Annotated in this window: 18 protein-coding genes; 2 read left to right on the forward strand and 16 right to left on the reverse strand. The window is 39.4% G+C overall.

Annotated elements, in window-relative coordinates:
- Positions 1-93: 93 nt before the first annotated feature.
- The 13 genes from BVH02_RS02840 to BVH02_RS02900 all read right to left on the reverse strand — a co-directional run bounded on the left by BVH02_RS02840 (position 94) and on the right by BVH02_RS02900 (position 16,575).
- On the reverse strand, positions 94-345 hold the full coding sequence (locus BVH02_RS02840) for a hypothetical protein (protein ID WP_086498692.1): 252 nt from the start codon (positions 343-345) through the stop codon (positions 94-96).
- 194 nt (positions 346-539) lie between these two features.
- Positions 540-3,155 carry an ABC transporter permease gene (locus tag BVH02_RS02845; protein ID WP_086498694.1) on the reverse strand — a complete coding sequence of 872 codons (2,616 nt, stop codon included), beginning with the start codon at positions 3,153-3,155 and terminating at the stop codon, positions 540-542.
- Between the two features lie 10 nt (positions 3,156-3,165).
- Positions 3,166-3,501 (reverse strand): helix-turn-helix transcriptional regulator, encoded by a 336-nt coding sequence (locus tag BVH02_RS02850; RefSeq protein WP_086498696.1) that lies wholly within the window; start codon positions 3,499-3,501, stop codon positions 3,166-3,168.
- Between the two features lie 304 nt (positions 3,502-3,805).
- On the reverse strand, positions 3,806-5,794 hold the full coding sequence (gene mobC / locus BVH02_RS02855; RefSeq protein WP_223271797.1) for a conjugal transfer protein MobC: 1,989 nt from the start codon (positions 5,792-5,794) through the stop codon (positions 3,806-3,808).
- Positions 5,795-5,812: 18 nt separating this feature from the next.
- Positions 5,813-7,099: a relaxase/mobilization nuclease domain-containing protein gene (locus BVH02_RS02860; RefSeq protein ID WP_086498698.1), complete on the reverse strand. Its 1,287-nt coding sequence runs from the start codon at positions 7,097-7,099 to the stop codon at positions 5,813-5,815.
- Positions 7,084-7,470 carry a plasmid mobilization protein gene (locus tag BVH02_RS02865; protein ID WP_086498700.1) on the reverse strand — a complete coding sequence of 129 codons (387 nt, stop codon included), beginning with the start codon at positions 7,468-7,470 and terminating at the stop codon, positions 7,084-7,086. The genes BVH02_RS02860 and BVH02_RS02865 overlap by 16 nt, the downstream gene beginning before the upstream one ends.
- Before the next feature lie 336 nt (positions 7,471-7,806).
- Positions 7,807-10,077, reverse strand: coding sequence for a lipid-A-disaccharide synthase N-terminal domain-containing protein (locus BVH02_RS02870; RefSeq protein ID WP_086498702.1), 2,271 nt, complete (start codon positions 10,075-10,077; stop codon positions 7,807-7,809).
- Positions 10,070-10,822 carry a glycosyltransferase family 2 protein gene (locus tag BVH02_RS02875; RefSeq protein ID WP_086498704.1) on the reverse strand — a complete coding sequence of 251 codons (753 nt, stop codon included), beginning with the start codon at positions 10,820-10,822 and terminating at the stop codon, positions 10,070-10,072. The genes BVH02_RS02870 and BVH02_RS02875 overlap by 8 nt, the downstream gene beginning before the upstream one ends.
- Positions 10,823-10,899: 77 nt before the next feature.
- Positions 10,900-11,694: a COG4705 family protein gene (locus BVH02_RS02880; protein WP_223271796.1), complete on the reverse strand. Its 795-nt coding sequence runs from the start codon at positions 11,692-11,694 to the stop codon at positions 10,900-10,902.
- Position 11,695: 1 nt separating this feature from the next.
- Complete coding sequence (locus tag BVH02_RS02885; RefSeq protein ID WP_086498706.1) at positions 11,696-14,107, reverse strand: TonB-dependent receptor domain-containing protein; 2,412 nt, start codon at positions 14,105-14,107, stop codon at positions 11,696-11,698.
- A complete protein-coding gene (locus BVH02_RS02890) occupies positions 14,094-14,555 on the reverse strand; it encodes a PepSY-like domain-containing protein (protein ID WP_086498708.1) in 462 nt (153 codons plus the stop codon). Before BVH02_RS02890 ends, BVH02_RS02885 begins: the two co-directional genes overlap by 14 nt.
- A gap of 59 nt (positions 14,556-14,614) precedes the next feature.
- Complete coding sequence (locus BVH02_RS02895) at positions 14,615-15,904, reverse strand: sensor histidine kinase (protein ID WP_086498710.1); 1,290 nt, start codon at positions 15,902-15,904, stop codon at positions 14,615-14,617.
- A complete protein-coding gene (locus BVH02_RS02900) occupies positions 15,901-16,575 on the reverse strand; it encodes a response regulator transcription factor (RefSeq protein WP_086498712.1) in 675 nt (224 codons plus the stop codon). Before BVH02_RS02900 ends, BVH02_RS02895 begins: the two co-directional genes overlap by 4 nt.
- 286 nt (positions 16,576-16,861) lie before the next feature.
- On the opposite strand from BVH02_RS02900, the gene BVH02_RS02905 reads away from it, so the two are divergent.
- Both BVH02_RS02905 and BVH02_RS02910 read left to right on the forward strand, forming a co-directional pair.
- Complete coding sequence (locus tag BVH02_RS02905; protein ID WP_086498714.1) at positions 16,862-17,143, forward strand: hypothetical protein; 282 nt, start codon at positions 16,862-16,864, stop codon at positions 17,141-17,143.
- 3 nt (positions 17,144-17,146) lie between these two features.
- Complete coding sequence (locus tag BVH02_RS02910; protein WP_086498716.1) at positions 17,147-17,407, forward strand: hypothetical protein; 261 nt, start codon at positions 17,147-17,149, stop codon at positions 17,405-17,407.
- A gap of 104 nt (positions 17,408-17,511) precedes the next feature.
- Here the strand turns inward: BVH02_RS02910 and BVH02_RS02915 are convergent, their stop codons facing one another.
- The 3 genes from BVH02_RS02915 to BVH02_RS02925 all read right to left on the reverse strand — a co-directional run bounded on the left by BVH02_RS02915 (position 17,512) and on the right by BVH02_RS02925 (position 19,699).
- Positions 17,512-17,901, reverse strand: coding sequence for a hypothetical protein (locus BVH02_RS02915; RefSeq protein WP_086498718.1), 390 nt, complete (start codon positions 17,899-17,901; stop codon positions 17,512-17,514).
- A gap of 11 nt (positions 17,902-17,912) precedes the next feature.
- Complete coding sequence (locus tag BVH02_RS02920; protein WP_086498720.1) at positions 17,913-18,749, reverse strand: RteC domain-containing protein; 837 nt, start codon at positions 18,747-18,749, stop codon at positions 17,913-17,915.
- Positions 18,750-18,850: 101 nt separating this feature from the next.
- On the reverse strand, positions 18,851-19,699 hold the full coding sequence (locus BVH02_RS02925; RefSeq protein WP_086498722.1) for an RteC domain-containing protein: 849 nt from the start codon (positions 19,697-19,699) through the stop codon (positions 18,851-18,853).
- Positions 19,700-19,716 lie beyond the last annotated feature (17 nt).

Raw genomic sequence — 19,716 nt, forward strand, 5'->3', positions numbered from 1 at the left:
AAGGCAATTTAGATTCTCCTCCTTTTGGCTATATATATATATCAAAATGACATTCATGTGAAGTAATTAACCATTTTTCTCTACCCTGCTCAATCATCCCTTCTTTATCAACAAATGCTTCTGCCCCTGATCATTTAATAGTCTACCCATCTCAGCCTGGATGATGTCCTGTACATCCTGCTTGATCTGAAGGTAATTTCTCTGCACGATGATATTGTCCAGCTTTCGGATTTCAGGGATTGGCTGATAATTTTCTTGCTCTTTTTTTAATGACTTATGGTAGTTGATAATTTCAGAATGAAATGCTTTTAAAGTCAGTTTAAAATCTTGATTATCTGCCACCATCACATAGAATTTGACTGATGAAAGCGAGAGAATTGTGGATGTTAGAGCTGATGGTTCTAGCTATTATGGCCTATTTTGAGTTATCAATATTCTCAATAAATACAATGTATGCTCTATGTGATCTTACTATAATCTAGATCAAGCTAGAGTTTAGTTTACAATAGATCAACATATGATTTTCAAATAAAACCAAATCAATCGCTGCGTAAGGACTTTGTAGGATTGGTAGAAATAATTTTTTGGCTTTGGATCCAAATAATAAATAAGATCAAAAATATAGCTCCAATCAATATAAAGGCAAATGTTACCCATGGAATCTCAGTTCTGTAGGCGTAAGATTGCAACCATCGTCGGGAGAAAAACCATGCCACCGGAACTGCTACGATCAGAGCCACTGTCATCACCCAAACGAATTCCCTCACTAACACAAGCAGCGATTCCAATTGTGTTGCCCCAAATACTCTTCTAACCCCTATTTCTTTTGTTTTTCTCAAGGTATTGAATGTAGCAAGACCAACTATTCCAATAATTGCTATTAGAATGGAAACTAGGGAAAAAGCCAAAACTAAATTTGAAGCAATAGACTCAGTTTTGTAAAGCTTATCGAAAGTTTCGTCTTGAAACCAATACTTAATGCTAGTATCTGGTTCAAGTGATTTATAAATAGTATTGATATCCTGAATAGCCTCCTCTGCATGCCCAGCCTTATACTTAATGTAGATTCCCGAAAGTTGCTCTACTGGTTTGCGATAGATAATTACCGGTAGTATTGACTCCTTCAAAGAGGCTGTATGAAAGTCGTTAATTACCCCTACAATTTCGCAATCCAAATAATTAAGAATCTTTATTTTTTCGCCGATTGGATTTTTAAAACCAAATAATTTAGCAGCCGATTCTGTAATTATAGCCTCAGCCCACATTGATTCTTCAGTTTGATTTTGGTCAAAAAACTGTCTTCCCTCTAGTACTTTTAAATCAAACAGCTCGGTGAAATTATCTATTGTTCCGATTGTTTGGAAGCTGATGTTAGTATCGACAGATTTACCCGACCATTCTACCGCCATTGTTTTGCTGTCTATATGCAAAGGATTGGAATTGGTTACAGTCATACCAGAAATGACCTTACTTTTTAGAGATTGATCTTTAAAAGCATCATAGCTTTTCAACAATCTATAGGTAGGTTCCACACGGATCATATTTTCTTTATCAAATCCTAGATTTTTCTGACGAATAAAATTCAGTTGAAAATGAATCACCGTACTGAATAATATTATTCCTATTGATAGGCATAGTTGTAATGCCATAAGTGTCTTACGAATATTTACAGAGCCATTAAATCTCTTGATCTCTAAACCCTTTAAAATTTTAGCGGACTGAAATGAAGACATCACCAAAGAAGGATACAATCCGGCAAGCAGCGTGATAAATATCAAAAACCCGAACATATACAGCATCATACTTCCATCTAACGCCGATAATGATAAGGTGTCATCTACAAGGGTGTTGAATTGAGGTAAAGCCAACAAAGTCCAAACGATTCCTAATAAAAAAGCGATAAATACCATCAAAAATGACTCACTCATAAATTGGATCACCAAGCTGCTTTTTACTGCTCCAATAGCTTTTCGTACACCGATTTCTTTTGCTCTGAGAGATGCCCTGGCAGTTGCAAGATTCACAAAATTAATAACTGCAGTTGCTAGGACCAGCAAAGCAATGAGAATAAAAAGGTGAACGTAATCAATTCTTCCTCCGACAAGTCTGCCATTTTCATAAACACTATTTAGATGCCACTGCGTGAATGGAATTGCCTCATAAGAGATTTTTTTAGAGATATATTCTTCGCCTATTACTGAAGGATTATTTAGCTTTTTTGAGAGTGCTTCGGAAGACACATTTGAAACAGTTTTCAGATAAACATCAAAAAATTGCTTTTGTAAGGACTCATCATTAATTCCCCACTGTTGCTGTAAAATCTTGTAAGGCAATGCAAAATCAAACTCAATGGACGATTGAGAGGGAATATTCTTAAATACTGCTGCAATGGAAACTTCTTTCGTCCCATCTATTTTAATTATTTTACCTAATGGACTTTCATCGCCATATAGCATATGGGACATTTTCTCAGATATAGCAATCTGGGCTACATCGTCCAAAGGATTGGGATCTCCACTTAATATTGGAAAAGAAAAAGTAGAAAAAAGGTTTGGGCTGGCATACACTCCGCTGAAATAGATACAATCAGCAGACTCAATTACTGGACTAAAACACAATTCGTGTGGCCACCTTGTGCCTGTGGAAATATGAGTGACTTCCTCCACCTCAGGTAGGCTACCTGCATTTAAATTGAAACCAGCAGTGAACTGTGTTTGATAAGAATCATTCGCATCTAAATGGGTAATAACTTTAAAAATATTTTCAGAATCAGCATGAAATCTATCAAATGCAAATTCATTATTTACCCAAAGGATAATTAAGAATGTACAAGCAAAGGCTATGGAAAGGCCAAATAAGGATAATAGTGAGTGACCGGGATTTTTACGAAAGCTTCGTAAAAATACAGTTAAATTATTTTTTAACATGGCGGTGGTAATTGTGTTTGTATAGTTATCTGTGGTTCTTTTTTTGATATTTTTAATTCTGAAAAAACGAATGACATTCCAGACAAACTCTCTGTTTGCAGCCCTTTTACTGTCTACTGCCTTTCGATCGAATAACTCATAGATATCACCCTGAATCTCGTCTAGTAAATCTTCCCTACAATACCATGAAAGGAATTTCTCTGCCCACTTAGGAGGTTTGTGTTTCATTAGGAATGACTTAAGTAAGTTTAAAGTCGAAAGCAGGTTTTGGAATCATGGCGTAAAGTTGATTTCTTAACAGTTGACTTTCTTCCAACACGATTTTACCAGATGCCGTAAGAGTAAAAATTCTCTTTCTTCTGCCACCTCTCTCCTCCCTGGGTTCACTCATATAGGACTTTAAAAAACCTTTATCTTCCAAACGTATTAAAACCGAATGCACAGAGCTGATATTCAGCGTACGGCCTGCTTGTACTTTAAGCTCATCCATCACCGAAACACCATAAGCCTCAGGATATAATACCCCTACAGTCAACATAATCAGCTCTTCTAATTCGCCCAGATAAGTTCTCATAACCAAAATATTTTATATGTCCTACGAAAGTAAAAGTAATAAATATGTTTTGTATTTGTAGGATATATAAGAAAAATATTTCTTTAATAGGCCAGAGATACTAAATACAAGCATGATAGTATGTATGTCCAATCAGAAACTCCTCTACAATTGAGTGTGATTTATAAATAACAGACAGACTATTCGCTTCAACAACTAAGAAGCATATGCATGAATTAATACATGAAGAACAAAATCAAAATTTTATGGCACCAAAATCCATAACTTTTCTAAATCTCAAATTGAGGTTTTTACCAAAAAAAAATCAATCCTTCCTGATCACCAGATGCTTATGCCCCGGATCGTTCAATAACCTACCCATCTCAGCCTGAATGATATCCTGCACATCCTGCTTGATCTGAAGGTAATTTCGCTGTACGATGGTATTGTCCAGCTTTCGGATTTCAGGGATTGCCTGATAGTTTTCCTGCTCCTTTTTTAATGCCTTATGATCGTTGATAATTTCAGAATGAAATGCTTTTAAGGTCAGTTTACAATCAGGATTATCTGCCACCATGCCAACAAATTCACCAGACGAAAGTGATGAAATAGTGGAAGGTGGAACAGCTGATTCCAACTGCTTTGACTTGCTGATGGAAGTGTCACCACTATTAATCGAAAGACTCTGTCTATCCTGCATAATCTTCCCAATACGGTCGGACAATTGCCTAGCAGAATCTCCATTCACTTGTCCTGAAACGATATTCCCGACGATGCCCATGATCACATCAGCCAACTCCCTACCGTAGTCTTTTCTAAGTTGGCTAAGATCCTGAACCCCTAATGTGGTGGCTACTTTATTACTTCGGGCAGTGGCGATTAGACTATCCATTCCATTCAAATAGATCGTCGGAAACTCATCGAAAATCAAACTGCTTTTTAGCTTTCCTTTCTGGTTGACCAGCTTCACCAAACGGTTCACATAGAGTGACAATACCGCTCCATAGATCTGGATTTTCTGAGGATTGTTCCCCATACAAACCAACTTAGGCTCCTCAGGATTATTGATATCCAGCGTAAAATCATTACCGGAAAGCACATAGTATAACTGGGAGGAAGACAGCCTGGCCATGGAAATTTTAGCGGATGCGATCTGCCCTTCCAGCTGCTCCATCACATCATTTAGATAGGCATTCACAAAGGGATTGATTAGTACATCAATGTCTTTTTCAGTTCGCAATACGGTAAATAACTCATCGTAATCTGCCTGCATTAGTTCAATCACATGAGGTAAGGTGCAGAACTCTCCCCCATTATATTTTCGCAGGAACCAGATAATTGCAGTCAGGAAATTGATTGGTGATTCTACGAAGAAGTCCCCTTGCTTTTTGATCCATTCCCTGTTTAGCCCCATCAATATCGTCCGCGCCGATTCAGCTGCATCAGTAATATCCAGCATGGTTTCAGGTGCCAAAGGATTACAGCGATGACTCCGTGTGAGGTCATCAAAATTGATCACATAGAATTCCGGAACAACTTTATAGCGATGCTTATTTTGCAGCCAAGTATTATAAACAATAGCCGATAAATCATCAAACTTAAAGTCATACACAAACATTGAAAAGCCCTTTTTGATGTGCTGTGTGATCACGTGACGGATCACAAAATAGCTCTTGCCAGATCCCGGCGTCCCCAATACCATCAATCCACGAAAAGGATTTATGATATTAATCCAGCTGTTTCTAATACGTCCTTTCAAGTTGTAAAGGGCTGGAAGATTTATAGAAAATTCATTCTCAAGCAATCGTTCTTCCTGGGGAAAAGTCTCGTTCTCGGTGTTGAAAACATCGCTACTTACCTTGTCGTGGATGATTCTTGACAGCTTTGTTCCACCAGAAAGCATGCTCAAAAAGCCGACTGAAGTCAATGTAATGTAGATTACAGAAATCCATTTTATCGGAACTCGCAAACGCATCACAAAGTAACTCCCAAAGTAAAAACCCAGTCCTAAAGCCAAGTAAATCAGAGCGATTCTGCTACTCATTTTCTCACTCTTCCTACCCTTAATTCCAAGCAAAGAAATCATCAACAGTCCTAGAGCAATGAACTTGGAAGTATGGAAACTCTCAAACAATCCAGTTGTAAGAATATTCATCAGCACCCCATCTGTCAGTTCAGAAACCAACTCCCAGTCACTGAATGTAGTATAGCAATAGTAATAAAAATGCAGTCCCAAAACCCCGATCCCCATTAACCTGGTCAAATCCAAAATCTTGCGTAATCCCTGCTCGTTTTCTCCTGTCTGCATCCCCATCCCCCGCTAGTTTAGTCCCTACTTTGTTTGTGTTTTTCTCTTTTTTCGCTTCTTCTTCCGCCATTCAAATGGCAGATAACTATACGTCTCCTTTGGAGTAATTACTATCTCCAAAATACCTCTTAAAGAGCTATTGGAACTTCTGTTCTCCTTATCCATAACCGGTAGAATTGGTCGCTGATCTCTTGGGTTTTCATGACTTTGACTTGTAGGTTTGATGTATGCTACTGGAGCGACCGTGTCATTTTTCCTAGTAAGACCTATTCGATCCAACAGTCCATTCGCACTGTATTTCTTACCCAATGCACTTCCATTAAACACACATTTAGTTCGATGATCCACAAAGGTGACCCCATACAATCGGCCCTCATTATTCTCCCGTTTGACTGTGACAATACCTTGCTTCTCCAGGCTTTTTATTACTTCATCCAGACTACTTTTAGGCATCTTCAACACAGCCAGATCAATTGCTGAGCGAATCGAATTGAGGTGCTTTTTCTTTTCAAGCGAATTGGATTCAAACTTGGATTCTATAGCATCCAGCGTTGCTCGAAAGTGAAAACTGCTTGCCTTTATCGGTACTCCAATCTTATTTTCTTCTCCGTCAAATACCCGGTAAACCAGTCCTCTACTTTTAAAAATTCGTGATTCTTCAGTCCCACGGTCAGCCACTATTCGATAGCCTTTCAATACCGCATTAAGCTCTGGAAGGGTAGTGAATTTGTAGCTTTTAAGCACATGCTGAAGCACGTTCCCAATAGAACTTTTAGTCTCAGATTTGCCATAGTCCAGTCTGGAAATCGAAACAGGCTTTGCTATAAAAAGCCCTTGTTTTTGTGACTCTGCAGGCACCAATCCAAACAGCTTTTCCAATGCTTTTCTTGTAGGTTCCGACTTCAGTTTACCAATATTATGTAGGGGAATTCGCTTTCCATCTAGCTCAATATTAGTGGTGACAATATGTAAATGGGGATGTCCTGCATCGTTATGCTTATAGACCAGATAAGGCTGGTTTTCAAAGCCGATTCCTTTCATGTATTCCTTGGAAATCAACTGTAATTTCTTGGTTTCAAAGTTCTCCCCAGGAGCAAAATTCAGGGAAATATGAATCGCATTTACCGCAGTTCTGGAATTCAATTGTGCCAGTTTCAATAAGAATTTCAGTCGCAAATCAGCTGACTGTTCCGCATTTTGAGATGGATAATTAGCAGCTAGAAGCAATTCCGCCGCGCCTTGCTCCATCTTATTTTCATTGTAGTGAAACGGCCTTCTAAGCGACGAACTTGTCTTTATGATTGCAACCATTTCTCCGCCGTCTGATTGATAAATCGGTTCACCGACTGCAATGAAACTAGAATTGTATTGTGCAATTCCTGACCTTGCAACAAGTAAGAACTCGTCTCATTTTCACAAACAGAATTTAATTTTTTGACTAGTTGATTATAGTTGGTTGAAAGTCCATGCAAGTCTCTTTTCAGCACTGTCAATTCTGCGAGCAGCTCCTGCATTCCGGTATCCTGATATCTGCCAATCACAGGTTTTTTCAACAATAATTTTCTGGCATAATCACTTAGATTTTGTTGTACAGTTTCTGCAAACTCTGTTTGTATTCTCTCATATTCTTTGAAAGTCAGTCTCACGTGCAGCCACTTGTTCCTCTTGGTTTCTTCCTTCATCACAGTTCATTTTCACAGTTCAACAACTTTACAAGTTCAAAACCCACGACTTCGGAGTTAGGGGTTTCAAGATCCGGTTGTGATACAACCGTACATCTTGCCGATTTCACAGGACACAGGAAATCCACCTATCTTGAAGAATGATTTTATAGCATTAAAAAAAAATTACTCATCTAAATTTTCAAACCTTCTCTCGGGAGACACAAGTATAAAAAGTACTTATTATATATACATATCCAGATCAATTTCTAATTATGACCAATTTTATATTCATCAAAATACCATGCTAGGGAATTAAATTATACTTTCATCCTTCAAACAAATCGTTTGATTTAATCAAAAGGAATTAGTTGAATTATTTAATTTAGATATTACCCACCCATCAATGACCTTGAGTTGAGTCCAACTACTAGTACTATTAAGGGTTGGCAAATCTCTATCATATTTTGAAATCCAAATTGAACTTTCAAGAGCATTGCCAATAATCCAAACAGAATCTGATTGTAAATTGATCAAGCCAGACTTCCAATTATCATTCTGCTGAAACTGTGTTTCTCTGTTTAAGCTTTCATCACCATCATACACCGAAATCGCTTTCAAATCCGAATTAAATAACACCGATGGCAGCCGCTTATTATAAATGATCACTTCCTCAGTTGCAGGCTTATTTTGAGCAATCCATTCAGTCACTCGATGGGTGTCATTGGTCAGGCCCGGATTTTGGCTCATAAAATAGGTAGACATGCCAGTCAATCCCATGGTAAAAATAAAAGCAGAAATAACGGCTCGATCTACTCTGCGGATATCTACGTTCTGCATGGCAACCAATAGAGACGCAGTAATAAACCAGATGAAGTAAAACTTGAAATTCAGGGAGATCTTTGGGTCAATGAGCGGCAAAGAGACCAAAGCAATCAGCAGAAGCACATGAAATCCCAACTGCAATCGCTCCCATATTTTTTGCTGCGGATCAGTAAGTTTTTCCCAATAATAAATCGCACCAATCGCCAACCCGGAATACAGCGGCAAGATATACAACACCAATTTAGACTGACTGAGCGAGAAAAACAGCAATGGCAAAAGCACCCACATCACCAGCATAGCTCCTTTTTTCACGAAATCAGCCCGCTTGAGCGGAATCTTTCGCAGTAAGATCAATATCCAAGGGAAAGCCGTTCCCAGCAAAACCACTGCATAAAACCAAAATGGTTGTCCGCGATGGAAGGTATCTGTAGCAAAGCGATCTATGGTATGCTTGAACAGGAAGTAATTGAGAAAGCGGTTATCTTCTACGTGCAAGAAGACAAACCAACTCAATCCAATTCCCAGCATCAAGGCTATTCCGGCCAGGTGAATTTTGAACGAACCCATCTTCTGCTTCATGACTAGCCCTTGATAAGCCCAGATTAAAAGCGGCACAATCAGCACCACTGGGCCTTTGGTCAGAAAACCAATACCCAGAAAAATATAACATAGCATCAGTAGGTACCCTTTTCTTTTCTCCAAAAAATCAAACCAGAAATAGAGCGCTGCCAAAACGAATAGAGCCAGAAAGGTATCTGTCGTCAACGCCCTACTTCCAATAATCAATGCTGGAAATGAGGCATACAGCATGGCGGATAGAAAGGCCGGATTGGATCGCTTGAAGAAAAGAAAGGCAAGCTTATAGACTAGCCAGATTTGAAGCAGCACCGAAATCTGCAAGAGAAACCTAGCCGAAAACGAAGAAATCCCCATCACTTCATAGCATAAAGCAGTTAGCCAATAAGTCACTGGTGGCTTATGGTAGTGGTAGATCCCCATAAGTTGAGGATGCAACCAATCTCCGGTTTGCACCATTTCCTTGGCGATTTGGGCATAGCGGGCTTCACTGGATTCGGTGACAGACCAAGCTCCTAAGTTGAAAAACAACACCAGGCCGACAAAGACCAAGAGCAAAGTCATTCTCATGCTTTTGATCCGATCGAGGAAACTGAGTTTCTCCTCATTGGCTGCTCCGTAGTGTATCATCAGATTTCTCACATACACCAAGATCCCAAATGCCTGACCAATAAACTGTACAGAGTCCTTGCGAAGTATCGCATAAGAAGCGATCAATACTGCTCCTACCAAACTGATGTACCAAAAACTCAAGGGGAATTGTGATTCCTTGCTTCGCTCTGCTTCATACCATTGCACCACAAACCTAGTGGTGAAAATAACCTGACCGAGCGTGCCCCAAGTGAGTAGCATTCCACTGATCTCCGGATTGTGCACCAAGCTGTGGAAGTCATAGTGGGCATGAAAGACCAAGTACCCCAAAAACAACACGGGAAGAAGAATGAAACTCCAGCGAATCCATTTTGGGAAAAGCTGCCAGGCATTTTGGATTTTCAGGTTTCGGATGTAAATGAAATAGCCTACCAATTGTCCGCCGACAATCACCAGATCCTGGCGAAATGTCCCATAAACCAGCAGGAGAAAGGAGGCAACCAAACTGAGTTGCCAGAAAATAACCGGTGAAAGCACTTTTCCTGCTTTCTCAGACTTGACCAATTGTATTAGAAATCGGGCTGAAAAAAGCCCCTGAGCTAGAAAACCAACTCCAAGTAGCACCCAACTATTCATGGATTGCTGCTTTATAACTTTTGATGGAATTCTCAGAAATCGTATACGTAGACTGCCGCTTCATCATCCAACGCAGCGCTAGTGTGTCCTGAAGGGGGGACAAAAACCGATTCCACACGTTAAATTTGGATTTACCTGTAACTCTTGGAAAATGCTTTACAGGAATTTCAATGACTTTTTTGCCTTGAATCAACGTCAGCGCAGGAAAGAATCTATGCATTCCTTTAAAAAAAGGCATGTCCAGCGCCACGGATCTACGAACGATTTTCAGTGGACATCCCGAATCATGAACGCCATCGTGCAGCATGGAATCCCGAAACCAATTAGCAAAAGTCGAAGACATTTTCTTCACCGCACTATCCTTCCGCCCTGTTCTCCTGCCCGTCACCAAATCATAGTTTGGAATCATCGCTTCCAATCTCAGAAAGTCCATAGGGTCTGTCTGCAAATCCGCATCGATGTAGCCAACCCACTTAGTAGCAGATTTTTCGAATCCAGCCCTGATAGCAGCACTTAGTCCAGCATTTTTCTCAAACGAAATGAAACCAACATGCTCATTGTAAGCAGCAGCTTTTTTGATTTCATTCAAGCTATTATCAGTCGAACCATCATTGACCAAAAGAATAGTAACCTCAAATTTTGAAGAATTAATATAGTCTTCAAAAGCCGGTAAAAGCCTAGCAATCCCCTCCTCTTCATTGTAGATGGGTATGACGATTGTGATTCCTTTAGATTTTATTTTCATTTGTTTAAACAACTTCACTGTCTAAAACACTTCTAAATCCTCGTATGGAATGACCACTTCCAAGTGTAAGGCACTTGCTATTCTGTCTCATTTTCAGATTGTCGCATCTTCACAGATTCTCTGTGGGAGATATAAATTAAAATGCTAATGATAGCCAATGAGACAATTGAGGCATTTAACGTCCCTAGATCCAAGCCTCCCTTTGCTAGTGGTTTGGTTAAAAAATCTCCGAATGTGGCACCAAAGGGTCTGGTAAAAATAAAAGCCACCCAAAAAAGAACTATTGGATTGACCCGCGTAAACTGGTGTAACAAGAACACAATCAAAATGATACCCGCTGTGACAAAGGCTCCAATAAGATAGCTCAGCCCCAAGCTGTCAGTCAGAAAATCACCAAAAGCGGTTCCGAGACTGTTGGAGAACAAAATCGCTATCCAGTAAAATGTCTCTTTACTTTTATCTTCAATAGGAAAGACAGCTAGTGTTCCGAATTTTTTGAACCAGATAAATAAGACTAAGATTAGTCCCGCAAATAAGATGATGCTGCCTACTGTATATCCCAAATGGAGACTTCTATCCATAAAGTCAGAAACCTCAGTACCCAGCGTCGTAGTGGCAATAATAACCAGCCAATAATAAACTGGTATGTATTTGTGAGAATACAATTGGATCATCAATACCACAAGAAAGAATCCCGCGGTAATAACTAGACCAGTGAGGTAACCAAGGTTTAGCGTCATCGAGAGGAAGTCTCCCAACGTCTCTCCTAGTGTCGTAGCCACAATCTTCATCAACCAGAAAAGAAGAGTGATCTCGGCTACCTTATTAAATTTTTTAAAAACAGTCATGGCTAAATACTTATCGTTTCTCATATCAAAACTTATAACTATACCCTACCCGAAACACCTGCGTCTCGTAATAATCCGCACTCGTGTAGCTGAAGTCATTTCCATCTATAGTCTTCTTGATCACCATGGTGTTCAGCAGATCGGTGGCATTGAAAAACAATTCACCACTACCACCTTGGATCACTTTTTTCAAACCCATGTCTAGAGTAAATCTTCCTTGAATTTTGCCTTGAGGAATAATATCGGGAGCCAAATAAATGGCTGTCAATTGACCTGTGAAATTCTCAGCAAACTTGAATTTCGAATTCCATTTGGCATTTCCTGAGAAAATCTCCTGCTTATCTGCTGAAAATGCATGTGGATCTGGATAGAGATTCTCCACCGTAAATGCATCGATCTGATTGTGATATCCAGTTAGATTTAGGTCAAAAGAATACCAATCATTGACATCCTGATCCCAGATCAATTCCAAACCAGTATTGTAGCTTCTTGCAGCATTTTGAAAGATGGCATAGATCAACTTGCTGTCTCCATAGGTAGAAGAAATCCTCGTGATCGTCCCATCCACCTGTCTATGATAGGCTGCTGTATATAGTGAACCAGTACTCCAGCCCGTCTTCCATCCCAGTTCGTAGGAATTAGTAAACTGAGGTTTCAAGTCAGGATTACCCACTTTGATAATCTCCGCATCATCGTACTTCGGAAAGATTCGGATATCCACCTCATTAGGTCTATCTACTCTTCTGTTGTAGGATGCTGTGATCTTATTCATCCCATTGATTTTGTAGGAAAAACGGGTATTCGGAAATGGCTGGAAGTAATTGTACCCATCACTTTTGTAGGTCGGATGATTTGGGTTCACATCATAGTTCAGCTTGATGTATTCCAATCTCAGCCCGATTTCTGCTTCTAGTTTTTTCGACTCAAACACGTAATTACCATATACTGCAGGAATAATTTCCTTGTAGGTTGCTGCTCCACCTGCCAGAGAATCAATCGGGGAGTTTTCACCGGGAAAAAACTGCATGTTGGTCGGAATCCAACGTCGTCTAAACTTCAGTCCCGTTTCCAGCCTACCAGTCTTCATTGGCCTCACATAGTCCAGCATGACGTCCACCACGTTCTCATCTGAAAGTAATTTGAAAGCATCTTCACCTGAAGAGGCTGGTAAAATATTGGTAAAGAAATACTGCTCATCCTCTCGATGAAAAGTATAATTCAACCCTGCAGAAAGGCTATGACCTGGATCTGCAAAGTTATGTTTGAAAGCTACTGTAGCCATCACAGTGGTCTTGAGCTCGTCTTCTAAGAACTGCCAAAGCCTCAATCGCTCTGAAAAATTCCCATTGAAAAAAGGCTGATCGCCTCTATCAATTATCTTTTCACTTCCAAAAAGTCCTGAAATACTAAGTGTATTTGACTGGTCTATCGTCCAATCCATTCCTGCGCGGGTGGTCAAAAAATTGGTATTTCTATTTCTCTTAAGTTGCTGATTGATGACAGTTCCGTCATTATAAGTTCGGGTGACAAACTCATTTTTATTCAATGTCTGGGTGTAGAGGTTATCTGCCGAAACGAAGAAATTCACATCCTTCTTGCGATAATTCAGTGATATCGAAGGATTGAATTTTGGTGTGCCTTGATACTGAGGCCTTATGCTCGGAAGATTTGCTTTTTTCTCCCAAAGTGCTCCTACACCAAGCGCTAGGCCAACTTTTCCGTTGAACCCCTCCTGCTTTTCCTTTTTGAGAATGATATTGATGATGCCCGCATTTCCATTTGCATCAAACTTTGCAGAGGGATTATTGATGATTTCGATTCGCTCCACTGCGGAGGATGGAAGGTTATCCAAGCCAGTTTGATTACCAAATCCAGTCAAAGCAGTCTGCTTTCCATCGACCAAAACTGCTACGCGGTCATTTCCCCGAATCTGAACTTTACTATCCTGAACGGTTACCCCAGGAAGATTGGACATAGCCTGAAGCACGGAGCCCCCGCTTTGGCTAATATTCTGACCCAAATCATAGGTTTTCTTATCCATTTTGGCACTTACTGCTTCCGCCTGCCCCACTACCTCCACAGCTATCAAATCCTGGAAAGATGCAGTCATCGTAATCTCACCCAGATTCAGAAATGCAGAACTTGACCCCACAAAAATTGCCTTGCTCACCGTCTCAAACCCTATGAAACTTGCTTCCAATTCATAGTCTCCTGGAGCCACATCTACTAAGGTGAAAAGTCCCGATTCATCGGTAATAGCACCAGTCACAAAAATGGCGTCTTTGGTTGTTTTCAGCACTACATTAACATAGGACAAGTCCTCCAGAGAGGTCTTGTCCGTGATTTTTCCTGACACATTTATTTTTTTTTCCTGAGCCAAAAGAGCCTGAGATAACATTAGAAAAGTGATCAGAAAATAGTTTTTAATCTTCATCATCTTCTTCGATTGTTTTCTTTTCGATTAGTTTACCATTGGGATCGAAAACCAACTCCCACTCTTCCTCGCCTTTTTCCACCGCTACTTCATAGACGCTTCCCTGAGCGGTTTCAGAAATTTCCGCTTCTTCGATTTTGAATCCTGCGAAATCTTTGGCTAAGGTTTGCTTGATTGCCTCAGGGATATCAGCTTTGTTGATTTCATGCTCGGTTTCTTGCCAAGTTCCGTCAGCTAAAAAATTCGCAGAATACTCATTCCCTTCCAGTTTAAATTCAGCCTCCCATTCTGTAGCAGACTCCATGTCCCAGCTTACTTTTTTTGCAGCAGGGAATTTCTGGGAAAAGGCGGTTTTCACAGCCTCAGGAACTTTTTCGTCAGAATGTTCCTGAGCACATGCGACTGTCGAAAGTAGTACGCCTACTGATAAAATTGTTATGTACTTTTTCATAAGAAATTTGGGTTTGGTAATTATGATTACCCAAAAGTCGCATGAGATTTAGAAGACATTTAGAATTTACTGAAGCGTACCGAAAAAATGTGGAAATGATCCAAAAAATCATAGTTGATTTCCCAGCCATTTTGCTTGCAGATCTCTTTCACGATGGCCAACCCCAATCCACTGTTGGTCGTATCAGTGGTAGATATAGAAAATCGCTTAAAAAGAGTCTCTTCCTTCAAGCGTTCGACTCCTGAATTCAAAAATGAAATCTCATTTTCACCAATTCGTACAATGATTTCACCTGAAACAAGACTATGACGGATCGCATTGGAGAGCAAATTATTGACAAGCGTTTCCGCCAAAAAAAGACTACAGTTTACGTTTGCTATCCCGGTGATTTCTTTATTATAAGTCAATTTTCGCTCTGAAATATAATCCTGAAGTAACTCTTCACTCTTCTCTATTTTCTCTAAAAAATCAATTTCGGAACTATCTGAAAATTTACTGTTGTCGATTCTTGCCAACAGAAGCAAATTCTTATTCACCCGGGTTAGCCGTGCCAACGGAATCTGTATGGCATTCACCAGTTCTGATTGTTTGGCACTAAGTTTTTCATCCTGAAAAAGGATATCCAATTTGGATTTCAGCAAAGCAATAGGAGTTTGCAATTCGTGAGAAGCATTCGCGACAAAGGCCTTCTGCTGATTATAGGCATTGACATTTTCAGCAACTAACCTAGTAATGGTTTGATTCAGCTCTGTAAATTCTTCAATGTCAGTCTCATCAAATTCCACCCCTTTACTCAAACTCAAATCAAAGGATTTCAATTTTGTAAGTGTATTGTCAAAGGGTTCCCATACACTTTTAGAGATCTTCCGATTGAGTTGGATAAAGCCAAAAACGAGTAGTCCATATAACAGGACAGTCACCAGACCAATCGCAAAAATAGTCTCGTAAGCTTCCTCCACGTTGGTTTCTATATTCAATAAATAGGGTTTTTTATCAATCTCAATCACCGTTTGCAACCCGCGAAAACGATCCGATTCCAGCTCATACTCATTGTACTTCGTCACTTCGTATATGCTATCGGGCCTAGCTATATTTTCTGTTATAGGCATGATCGACGAACTCGGCTGCAGCATATTCCACGAATTAAGAATCGCTTCTAGATCATGACCTGAGAGATGAGCTTCCTTAAATCGGTTTTCAATCCGCTCCACAGTCATCTCATGGTGATCATCAATCTCGGTCACCCAAATCCAATCCACCACCAAAAAGTAAATCGGGATACTGACTAATAGAATCACTAGCGCATAGATAGTGAACGCTTTAAAGGGTTTATCGAGCAGCCTGGTCATATTTCCCACTTATAGCCTGTTCCATACATAGTTTTCAAATAATTCCCATAATCAGCCTCATTGAGCTTTTTCTTAAGGTTTTTGACGTGCGCATAGACGAAATCATGGCTATCAAACATGTCCGCCACATCCCCGGAAAGATGCTCGGCCAAAGCACTTTTGGACAAAACCCGATTCTTATTCCCTATGAAAAAAAGCAGTAGATCATATTCTTTCTTAGTCAGAACGATTGGATTCCCGTCTATATGAACAGTTTTTGAAAGCAAATCAATTTTAATCTCGTTTTGAGTAATCAGGTTTGACGGATCAAATTGCTTCCTACGAATCACCGAATGAATCCTTGCCGCCAATTCAGAGTGGTGAAATGGCTTAGCCAAGTAATCATCCGCTCCGATATTTAAACCTTTGATTTTATCCTCTAGGGTGTTTTTTGCAGAAATAATAATCACACCATCCTGCTTATTCTGACTGCGCAAATGCTCCAGAATATCAAATCCATCTCCTCCAGGCAGCATCAGGTCCAGCAAAATGCAATCGTACTCATACATACTTACTTTTTCCTTAGCGGTCGCAAAATCGCTAGCTGTCTCACAGCGGTAGTCTTCCTCCGAGAGATAGTTCACAATATCACTTGCCAGTACCTTTTCGTCTTCAATAACCAAGATTTTCATAGGTCTATTTTTCTTTAATGTTCATCCTGATTGCTATCTGCAGGAATCTCGTTTGGTTAGTGATAATTTCTGTAAGTATAATTTTTCTTTTGCCTGACTGCCTAAGACAGATTCCATTTCATCGATTCAAATTAAACATTGAAATTGAAAGTAATTTAGAATTTTTGCAAAACCATAAATGGGTCTTTTTAATTATACTCATCCTGATCAATCTCTAAATAGGCCATTTTAAAGTGATGAAGGTAGATTAGGGAATCATTATTTCTAACCCAAAACCATTTACATCATGGCTATTTCATCACTTGAAACTATTTACGAAACGTTGCTTGCAGTTCCTGGAATGCACGACACAGTGAAGATCGACCTGAAAATCCCACGAAAGACTGTCTTACTTTTCACTGAAGTTCTCGGTGCTGGGATTAAGCACAGCAAGACACCAGAAAGTGGCATTACGAAGATCTCCAAAGAGTCGGAAGAGGAACTGAATACCATCATTTCTGATAGCCTAGATAAAGCAGGACTTACGGAGCTTAGTCATAAACTCAAAAATTTAACAAACACACAATAAGCTATGACATTGAGAAAAATAGATGACCGAAAAAGGGAAGAAAGAATTGACCCTGATGCCAATCCCCTAACCTCCTTTGGTAGAGAGGATGATTTCACAGAAGATCTGATCAATGGTGTTTGCGAAAAAAATGACACAATTGTAGAAACGTCTAAAGAAAGTGACAGGCAATTAGATCACGTTAAATCAAAAAAAGGGATGGACGAGGATAGCACAATCCGAAAGCAGCGTAAAACCCGAAAAAAAAGAAGGGGGATTTCATGAAATATTCAAAATAAAAGAAATATCATGAGTACCTATCAGCAGATCTCAAAAATTAGAAAAGTTAAAGAAACTGCCAATTGTCAAATCAGCCTTTTACAAAAGATTCATGTACAAAGGGAATGAATCTTTTGTATAGGGCAGATCTGCTTTTCACTTAAGCCCTTTTCCGCTGGAACAAGGAAGTGGGCTTTTGGGTCTGCTTGACTTTTTTCTGTTTGATCAGAGTCTTTAATTTTATACTTCCCCCTATCAATCAGGTAAATGCTCCATAAAAATAAAATTAGCATTCCCAGGATCATCACGGGAATACTCACAAACATCAGGAAGCCCTCACCCATAGAAATTAAGACTGCTTTGCTATATCTGGAAAAATGCTGCAACCCCCCGGGACCGCGTCGGTAAAATCTCTTACGCTCAACCCATACGCGTAACCCAAAGCCTCCTACCAAAAGACAAATACCTACCGATACTATAAATACATCTTGCCAAAACATAGCTTTTCCTTTTAATATCCCATATCGGTATCATCCATTCTTTTTACCAAACTGTCTTTAAGGCTGTCCAGGAAAATCGTCCTGCCCTTCTTCCTGTCGCGCATGCTTTGAAATGTGCGGTAAAAGTTGCCGACTTTTACATTGAAAAGGGACTCCATAATTGATATAATCATTTTCACGTCACTCTTACCATGATTCACTGCCCCTCTTGAATGAAGCGCATAGGCTAATTCTATCAAGGCAGATTTCGAATCTGTCCATTCATGTCTGGACTTATCCGCACCTGAAGTGTTAAATCCCATGTCCAAGTTTACCAAACGCTTCTTGATGTATTCTGTCAGGTCTTCATAGGCCATAATTTTGGCTAGGTTGCTGCTATTGATAGTGGAAAATTCTGGATCAAAATCAGTCGTATAGTCAGGTATCAACGACACAGGTTTAGAATCCTTCAAAAATAAAAGCTCATCCTGATCGCTTCTATCCAATTGATGATATATATAGAGCTGGTGATTTCTAGCAAAAAAATCTTGCATCTGATCCATCATATGATGATAGTAGTTTTTCACTTGCTCCTTTTTCCCAATTGGCTTTTTAGACTCTAAATAGGTTAGTTCAGAATAGAAGATCAGTTCCTTTAAAAACATCGGTTTGTATTCTTTGAAAAACAGTACTTCCTCTTCCAAATTTTTAAACTGATATCCGGACATAGATACTTTGAGTTTGATCAATATACCATTGACCGCCCTGCCACATCTTTCGACCGTCTGTAGCTCAGTGAATGTCTCCTTTGTTACCCGCTTTAGTGACTCTTCCATCTCCACAAAAAGCGTATCTATAAATGCTTTCATCTCCTCTATGTTTAATCATCTATTGCACAAATCAAAATTCAAACTTTGGATTAAACTCCTCTGCATGTTAATCCTCGATTTTTCACCAACTCAATTAGGTATCATTCCTTTTCTTCAAATTCATCCATATAGGCTTCTAAATTTTCTCTGCATTGATCTAAAAAAACTGTTCTGCTTTTCTTTCTTGATCTGATTTCGAGAAAAGTTCTGTAATAGTCATTCAACTCTTTGCCGAATAGCTCTCCGATGGAAGTAGCTAGTTCTGCAATGCTTGCACTACCGTTATTTACGGCAGAGGATGTTTTCAATGCATATACCAACTCCACCAGATCAGCTTTTTTTCCACTCCAGTATAACTGCCGTTTTTTCTCAGAATCATAAGGATTGTCGTAAACTTTTAGAATCCGTAGTTGGTCATGGATATAATCAGCCAACGCCAACGTACCCATTATTCTGGCAAAGTATAGCGTATATACTGTGCAATATCTGGTGTCGAGTGTATGCCAGAATAGATTAGGTTTATAAACAGGAGCTTGTGCACTTCTTAAGAAAAACACTCTATCCTGATTCTCCTTTTTCATCAATAGGTAATTGTAAAGGTTTTGGTTGTTTTGCAGAAACTCATTTATACTGATCAGTTCCTTTTCGTAAAACTTTTTGATTTCCTTTTCAGGCCCTGATGGTTTGATCGACTCCATATTAAAAAGCTCAGAGAAATAGACAGATTCTTTGAGAAAGTTTGACATGTGATTTTTAAAGAATTCTATCTCTTCTTGCTCAGATTCAAAATCATACTTGTCCATAAAGAGCTTGATCTCATCCATGGCCATGTCTACCAGATGAAAGGCTGATTCAAACTGGATAAGTTTATTTTCCCCATCCAACTTCAGAATATCCAGATTCTTTTTCAAGTTGGTAAGTATCTGAATTGAAATTTCGATAATGTTCATGACATGTTAGTTAAATT

Origin of the sequence: Algoriphagus ratkowskyi (genome assembly GCF_002150505.1) — a bacterium.
GTDB lineage: Bacteria > Bacteroidota > Bacteroidia > Cytophagales > Cyclobacteriaceae > Algoriphagus > Algoriphagus ratkowskyi.

Coding starts and splice junctions, on each gene's coding strand:
- BVH02_RS02890 (WP_086498708.1), bottom strand. CDS start 14,555: ATGAAAAAGTACATAACAATTTTATCAGTAGGCGTACTACTTTCGACA.
- BVH02_RS02840 (WP_086498692.1), bottom strand. CDS start 345: ATGGTGGCAGATAATCAAGATTTTAAACTGACTTTAAAAGCATTTCAT.
- BVH02_RS02875 (WP_086498704.1), bottom strand. CDS start 10,822: ATGAAAATAAAATCTAAAGGAATCACAATCGTCATACCCATCTACAAT.
- BVH02_RS02895 (WP_086498710.1), bottom strand. CDS start 15,904: ATGACCAGGCTGCTCGATAAACCCTTTAAAGCGTTCACTATCTATGCG.
- BVH02_RS02880 (WP_223271796.1), bottom strand. CDS start 11,694: ATGAGAAACGATAAGTATTTAGCCATGACTGTTTTTAAAAAATTTAAT.
- mobC (WP_223271797.1), bottom strand. CDS start 5,794: ATGGGGATGCAGACAGGAGAAAACGAGCAGGGATTACGCAAGATTTTG.
- BVH02_RS02870 (WP_086498702.1), bottom strand. CDS start 10,077: ATGAATAGTTGGGTGCTACTTGGAGTTGGTTTTCTAGCTCAGGGGCTT.
- BVH02_RS02925 (WP_086498722.1), bottom strand. CDS start 19,699: ATGAACATTATCGAAATTTCAATTCAGATACTTACCAACTTGAAAAAG.
- BVH02_RS02845 (WP_086498694.1), bottom strand. CDS start 3,155: ATGAAACACAAACCTCCTAAGTGGGCAGAGAAATTCCTTTCATGGTAT.
- BVH02_RS02865 (WP_086498700.1), bottom strand. CDS start 7,470: ATGAAGGAAGAAACCAAGAGGAACAAGTGGCTGCACGTGAGACTGACT.
- BVH02_RS02920 (WP_086498720.1), bottom strand. CDS start 18,749: ATGAAAGCATTTATAGATACGCTTTTTGTGGAGATGGAAGAGTCACTA.
- BVH02_RS02905 (WP_086498714.1), top strand. CDS start 16,862: ATGGCTATTTCATCACTTGAAACTATTTACGAAACGTTGCTTGCAGTT.
- BVH02_RS02885 (WP_086498706.1), bottom strand. CDS start 14,107: ATGATGAAGATTAAAAACTATTTTCTGATCACTTTTCTAATGTTATCT.
- BVH02_RS02915 (WP_086498718.1), bottom strand. CDS start 17,901: ATGTTTTGGCAAGATGTATTTATAGTATCGGTAGGTATTTGTCTTTTG.
- BVH02_RS02900 (WP_086498712.1), bottom strand. CDS start 16,575: ATGAAAATCTTGGTTATTGAAGACGAAAAGGTACTGGCAAGTGATATT.
- BVH02_RS02850 (WP_086498696.1), bottom strand. CDS start 3,501: ATGAGAACTTATCTGGGCGAATTAGAAGAGCTGATTATGTTGACTGTA.
- BVH02_RS02910 (WP_086498716.1), top strand. CDS start 17,147: ATGACATTGAGAAAAATAGATGACCGAAAAAGGGAAGAAAGAATTGAC.
- BVH02_RS02860 (WP_086498698.1), bottom strand. CDS start 7,099: ATGGTTGCAATCATAAAGACAAGTTCGTCGCTTAGAAGGCCGTTTCAC.